Genomic DNA, 6,037 nt, shown 5'->3' with positions numbered 1-6,037 from the left:
TCCATCCCGCGTCCGGATGCCATTGTTCAAGTACAATGGGAACTTTATACCAAATTCCCTTTTCGAGAAGAACCTAATGGCTCTTAAAGAGAAAATGGAGCGACACACGAGGCTCGAACTCGTGACCTCAACCTTGGCAAGGTTGCGCTCTACCAGCTGAGCTAGTGTCGCATGATCAACGCTATAAAGCATTCAATCTAAATGTGGTTGCGGGAGCAGGATTTGAACCTACGACCTTCGGGTTATGAGCCCGACGAGCTACCAAGCTGCTCCATCCCGCGTCCGGATGCCATTGTTTAAGACAATGAGACTATAAACCAAATTCCCTTTTCGAGAAGAACCATTAAGCTCTTAAAGAGAAATTGGAGCGACACACGAGGCTCGAACTCGTGACCTCAACCTTGGCAAGGTTGCGCTCTACCAGCTGAGCTAGTGTCGCATGATCAACGCTTATAAAGCATTCAATCTAAATGTGGTTGCGGGAGCAGGATTTGAACCTACGACCTTCGGGTTATGAGCCCGACGAGCTACCAAACTGCTCCATCCCGCGTCCGAATGCATTGTGTAAGTACAATGAAACTATATGCCATTTTTACTTAGTAAGTAAAAATATCGTAATACCAGATTCTGGAAACCTCAGCTAATGCGAAGTTTTCAATCGAATCGAATACTACATGATTAACGCTATAAAAGCATTAAATCAAAATATGGTTGCGGGAGCAGGATTTGAACCTACGACCTTCGGGTTATGAGCCCGACGAGCTACCAAACTGCTCCATCCCGCGTCCGGATGCATTGTTAAGTACAATGAGACTTTAAGCCAATTTCAAAAAGAAATTGGAGCGACACACGAGGCTCGAACTCGTGACCTCAACCTTGGCAAGGTTGCGCTCTACCAGCTGAGCTAGTGTCGCATTCTGATAAGGAGTAGCTCCTCGTTCAGAGGCTGCGAATTATACGAGTAAAACGTGATGATGCAAGCGGATTTTGAAAAAAAAACGAAATTTCTTTAAAACCCGCAAAATTCGCTCAACAAACAATCAAATTGATCTAGTTCGTTAAATTGTGAAGATATTTTTACGGTAATACTTCAATTCAGCGATAGATTCACGGATATCATCTAATGCTAAATGTGTCCCTGTTTTTTCAAAGCCATCAAGTACTTCAGGCTTCCAACGGCGAGTAAGCTCTTTAATTGTGCTCACGTCAACATAACGATAATGGAAATACTCTTCCAATTTTGGCATGTGCTTATAAAGAAAACGACGATCTTGGCCAATGCTATTACCACAAATTGGCGATACGCCTTTTGGCACCCACTTTTCAAGAAACGCAATCGTCTCTTCAATGGCTGACGCTTCATCATGTTCACTTGCATTTACTCTAGCTACCAAACCACTATTAGTATGTGTATTGGTACACCAGTCATCCATTTTAGCCAACTCATCTTTTGATTGATGAATAGCAATAACAGGCCCTTCTGCTAAAATATTTAGCTGAGCATCAGTTACAATGGATGCGATTTCGATGATTTTATGAGTTTCAGGATCTAAGCCTGTCATCTCCAAATCAACCCAAATCAGGTTTTGATCATTAATTGCCATAGAGAGTTGCCTATTTTGTAACTAAAAAGGGTATGATACTCGGGCCGATTTATCTTTCAACATAAAACTGAAAGCCAACCTACAAGTGAAATCATTTCGTGGCAAAGAAGAAAAAGCTAACTAAAGGCCAAGTACGCCGAGTACGTTCAAATCAAAGCAAACGTATTGAAAAAATAAAAACCACCATCGAGTGGGATGAATCTTCATTAGAAGCCGCTAAAGAAGGTCTAGTGATCACTCGCTTTGGCCAACATGCGGATATTGAAGATCCAGATACTAAAGAAATACATCGTTGTAATTTACGTCGAGGTATTGAAAGCTTAGTTTCTGGTGACCGCGTGATTTGGCGCCCTGGAACAGAAGTACTTGCAGGAATATCAGGTGTTGTAGAAGCAGTTAAGCCACGAACCTCTATGCTGACTCGCCCAGATTATTACGACGGTATCAAACCTGTCGCAGCTAACGTTGACCAAATGGTGATTGTCTCTTCTATTCTTCCTGAACTCTCACTAAACATTATTGACCGTTACCTTATCGCTTCAGAAACGTTGCACATCAAACCGTTGATCGTACTGAACAAAGTGGATTTATTGTCTGAAAAAGAATTTATTGATGTGAGACAAATCCTAAGTTTATATGAAGATATTGGCTATAAAGTAAAATATGTCAGTAAAGAATCAGGCTATGGCGTTGAAGAGCTTGAAGCCGAACTAAAAGATCACATTAATATTTTTGTTGGTCAATCTGGTGTAGGGAAATCAAGTCTTGTTAATGCCTTAATGCCTGAGCTTGAAATAATGGAAGGTGCGGTATCGGAAAATTCGGGTCTAGGTCAACACACAACAACAGCGGCACGTTTGTATCATTTCCCTCATGGCGGTGATCTTATTGATTCCCCTGGAGTTCGTGAATTTGGCCTTTGGCACTTAGAAAAAGAAGAAGTGACTGAATCCTTTATTGAATTCAAAGGTTTCATTGGTGGCTGTAAATTTAGAGACTGTAAACATAAAGATGATCCCGGCTGCATTCTTCAAGAAGCCGTTAAGAGTGGTAAAATTGCTAAACTACGCTTTGATAGTTACCACCGGATCATTGAAAGTATGTCTGAGAATAAGGCGAACCGTCAATTCTCTCGCAGCAAAAAAGCCGATTAATAAACAAAGTGAAGATGTGGTAATATTCATCTTAATTGATAACTAGTAGGCAAATAACGTGTCAGATAATTTAAAAATAGGGTTACAGTATTTAACCCCAAAACACGCACTTACTCGTTTAGCTGGCAAATTAGCCTCAGCAAAAATGGGTTGGTTAACCACTGCGGTAATTAAGTGGTTCATTAAACAATATAAAGTTGAAATGAGCGAAGCTAAGAACCCAAATCCTGAAGCATATTCTACGTTCAATAACTTCTTTGTTCGTGAATTAGAAGACGGTGCTCGCCCAATCAATGAAGATGAAGATGTCATTTCTCATCCTGCAGATGCTTGTGTAAGTCAATTTGGTCCGATTACTGACGGTCAATTAGTTCAAGCTAAGGGTCATGTATATTCAGCTCAAGAACTGCTTGGTGGCGATGAAGAGCTGGCTGAAGAATTTATGGGCGGCGAATTCGCAACTCTGTATTTATCACCACGCGATTACCACCGTGTACACATGCCTTGCGATGCCACATTACGTAAAATGATTTACGTTCCTGGTGATCTTTTTTCTGTAAACCCATTAACCGCAGAGAACGTACCAAACCTATTCGCTCGTAATGAACGTGTGGTTTGTATTTTTGATACTGAATTTGGTCCTATGGCTCAAGTTCTTGTTGGTGCAACTATCGTTGGTAGTATTGAAACAACATGGGCTGATACGGTTACTCCACCTACAGGCCCTGCGGTTAAGACGTGGCATTACCCTCTTTCTGGTGATGATGTCATTCGCTTTAAGAAAGGGGAAGAAATGGGTCGCTTTAAATTAGGCTCTACGGTTATTAACCTATTTGCTCCTAATTCAATTAAATTTGATGCATCAATGGAAAATGGCGTTCCAACTCGTATGGGTACTCCATTTGCGCATATTGCAAAATAAATAATTTACTTAAAATAAAACCAAAATAGCGAACCTTGTGTTCGCTATTTTTTTAAGTTCAGATAATCTAAAACTAATGAATAAAAAATAATCAATGGAATGATAATGGGATATGAATGGTTAGCACTTGGTGCTGCGTGCTTATGGGCACTATCAAGCATGATTTCAGTTGCACCCGCTCGTCATCTTGGTGCATTTGCTTATAGCCGATGGCGAATGGGCTGCGTAACCATTATGTTATCGAGTCTTGCTTGGTTTACGGGTGGTTGGTCCTCTATTGAGTCCTCTCATTTATACCCAATGATGCTTTCTGGTTTTATTGGCATCTTCATTGGAGATACCGCTTTATTTGCCTGCTTTAATCGTATGGGCCCTCGACAAGCCGGATTACTCTTTTCTTGTCATGCCTTATTCTCCGCTATTCTTGGCTATTGGTTATTTAATGAAACCTTACAAGGGTGGGAGCTTATCGGTGCCATCTCTGTATTTTCTGGCGTCTCCATTGCTATTTTCTTTGGGAAAAAAACGGATAACCAAGATACATGGGAGGAAGTAAAAGGAAATATTTGGATCGCAATCGCTCTGGGCTTACTTGCCGCTTTTTGCCAAGCGCTTGGCGGTGTGATCGCAAAACCGGTGATGCTAACCAGTGCAGATCCTATTGCAGCTTCCGCAATTCGAATGGCCTCAGCTTTTGCGGCTCATAGCTTATTAAGATTAACTAACCTACCCATTTCACGCCCTATCACTCCGATTAACCTTCGTATTTTAGGCATTGTCGCTTTGAACGGATTTCTTGCAATGACAATAGGTATGACCTTAATCTTATATGCCTTACAAGAAGGAAATGTAGGTATGGTTGCCTTACTTTCTTCTACCACACCGATTATTATTTTGCCTTTATTGTGGCTATACACAAAAAAAGCACCTAACCGCTTTGCGTGGTTAGGTGCTTGTTTAGCGGTGATTGGCACTGGACTTATCGTTAGCTAATCGCTGTAAGTCAATGCACACTCACTTCTGTGGATTAGTATTACGCTCTATCAAAAGGAAAAGCCATCACTTGATCGATGTGCTTTTCCCCCATTGCTAACATGATCAAACGATCAATGCCTAACGCCACACCAGCGCAATCGGGAAATCCTGCTTCTAATGCTGCAATCAAATGATAATCGATCGGTTGCTCAATCAAACCCATTGATTTTCGTTTCGCATTGTCCTCTTCAAAACGAGCGAGTTGTTCCTTCGCATTATCAAGTTCATGGAAACCATTCGCTAATTCAATTCCTTTAAAATACACCTCAAATCGCTCAGCGACCCTAGAGTCTTCAGGATTAATTTTAGCAAGAGCTGCTTGAGAAGCCGGAAAATCATAAACACAAACTGGCACCGTTTGTCCTATTTTCTCCTCAACGCCCATACTAAATAGCAATTGTAATAATGTATCTCGGTCTTCTTCAACATCAGCAATGTCTGACAACCCTAACGATGCTGCTACAGCTCTAAGTTCATCCATCGATGCTTCTAATGGACAAGCACCAAGCACTTGAATGAAAGCCTCTTGGTATGTCATTCGTTCAGCATCGTCACATTTTAAAACAAGTTTAAGTAACTCATTCATTTCATCCATCAATTGATGATGATCAAACGTTGGGCGATACCATTCCAACATCGTAAATTCAGGGTTATGAAAACGCCCAGCTTCTTCATTACGGAAGGCTTTATTAATTTGGTAAATCGCACCACTGCCCGCAGACAGTAAGCGCTTCATATGAAATTCTGGACTGGTCATAAAATACAGATGTACGCCATCTGCGTAACCAGGGCCAACAAAATCAGTTTGAAACGTATGAAGGTGCACATCCGTCACGGTTGCATGACTCATTGCTGGCGTATCCACCTCCATCACTTTTCGCTCAAAGAAGAATCTACGGATTAAAGCAAGAATATCAGCACGTTGCTGTAATTGTTCAATTGATGCGCTCGGCATCCAGTTTTGACTAGTCATAATTTTATACATTAGAAAAACTTATCCAAAATGATACCTGATAACCGATTTTAAGGTTACCTATTTTTTAACTTTATAAATCCCCTTAACCTTCAAGGGGATACAGGTCTGATAAGAATCATTATCACTTAAAAAGCAACAACTTAACTACAATTTAACGCCAAAATTAACAGCTGTAACTAGTTGACGGAGATCACATTATTCACAATAAACCACCCCATTAGTGGTACTTGCACTACAAAACTTTATCCATATCAATTTTTATTCTAAAAGCTCATTTAGAATGGCATCAGAATTTTTAAGTTATTATTTGCTCTTTTTTTTCACATGAGCAGGCTAGATTCACATA

5 protein-coding genes and 6 tRNA genes are annotated in these 6,037 nt (G+C 40.6%); 3 read left to right on the top strand and 8 right to left on the bottom strand.

Annotated elements, in window-relative coordinates; translation table 11 throughout:
• Positions 1-95 precede the first annotated feature (95 nt).
• The 7 genes from A6E03_RS18955 to orn form a co-directional block, all read right to left on the bottom strand.
• Positions 96-171, bottom strand: a tRNA-Gly gene (locus A6E03_RS18955).
• A gap of 33 nt (positions 172-204) precedes the next feature.
• Positions 205-281 (bottom strand) — tRNA-Met (locus A6E03_RS18950).
• Positions 282-363: 82 nt separating this feature from the next.
• A tRNA-Gly gene (locus A6E03_RS18945) sits at positions 364-439 on the bottom strand.
• A 34-nt stretch (positions 440-473) separates the two neighbouring features.
• A tRNA-Met gene (locus A6E03_RS18940) sits at positions 474-550 on the bottom strand.
• Positions 551-708: 158 nt separating this feature from the next.
• Positions 709-785: transfer RNA gene (locus tag A6E03_RS18935), tRNA-Met, on the bottom strand.
• 53 nt (positions 786-838) lie between these two features.
• Positions 839-914: transfer RNA gene (locus A6E03_RS18930), tRNA-Gly, on the bottom strand.
• Positions 915-1,058: 144 nt separating this feature from the next.
• Positions 1,059-1,604, bottom strand: a complete 546-nt coding sequence (gene orn / locus A6E03_RS18925) for an oligoribonuclease (protein WP_065601519.1) — start codon at positions 1,602-1,604, stop codon at positions 1,059-1,061.
• 98 nt (positions 1,605-1,702) lie between these two features.
• On the opposite strand from orn, the gene rsgA reads away from it, so the two are divergent.
• The 3 genes from rsgA (at position 1,703) to A6E03_RS18910 (ending at position 4,673) form a co-directional block, all read left to right on the top strand.
• Positions 1,703-2,758, top strand: a complete 1,056-nt coding sequence (gene rsgA, locus A6E03_RS18920) for a small ribosomal subunit biogenesis GTPase RsgA (RefSeq protein ID WP_065592931.1) — start codon at positions 1,703-1,705, stop codon at positions 2,756-2,758.
• 58 nt (positions 2,759-2,816) lie between these two features.
• The gene (gene asd / locus A6E03_RS18915) at positions 2,817-3,680 is read left to right on the top strand and encodes an archaetidylserine decarboxylase (protein WP_065592930.1); all 864 of its coding nucleotides are present in this window, start codon (positions 2,817-2,819) and stop codon (positions 3,678-3,680) included.
• Between the two features lie 105 nt (positions 3,681-3,785).
• On the top strand, positions 3,786-4,673 hold the full coding sequence (locus tag A6E03_RS18910) for a DMT family transporter (RefSeq protein ID WP_065592929.1): 888 nt from the start codon (positions 3,786-3,788) through the stop codon (positions 4,671-4,673).
• A gap of 40 nt (positions 4,674-4,713) precedes the next feature.
• Here the strand turns inward: A6E03_RS18910 and epmA are convergent, their stop codons facing one another.
• Positions 4,714-5,688: an elongation factor P--(R)-beta-lysine ligase gene (epmA, locus tag A6E03_RS18905; protein WP_176703511.1), complete on the bottom strand. Its 975-nt coding sequence runs from the start codon at positions 5,686-5,688 to the stop codon at positions 4,714-4,716.
• Between the last annotated feature and the right edge of the window lie 349 nt (positions 5,689-6,037).

The sequence above is a fragment of the Aliivibrio sp. 1S128 genome (assembly GCF_001691065.1).
Taxonomy (GTDB): Bacteria; Pseudomonadota; Gammaproteobacteria; order Enterobacterales; family Vibrionaceae; genus Aliivibrio.
Note: the sequence above shows the minus strand (reverse complement) of the source record. Positions and strands in the feature narration are given on the sequence as shown.

What these genes read in the sequence shown, in the direction of transcription:
- epmA (WP_176703511.1), bottom strand. Translation starts at nt 5,688, where the DNA reads ATGACTAGTCAAAACTGGATGCCGAGCGCATCAATTGAACAATTACAG.
- orn (WP_065601519.1), bottom strand. Translation starts at nt 1,604, where the DNA reads ATGGCAATTAATGATCAAAACCTGATTTGGGTTGATTTGGAGATGACA.
- A6E03_RS18910 (WP_065592929.1), top strand. Translation starts at nt 3,786, where the DNA reads ATGGGATATGAATGGTTAGCACTTGGTGCTGCGTGCTTATGGGCACTA.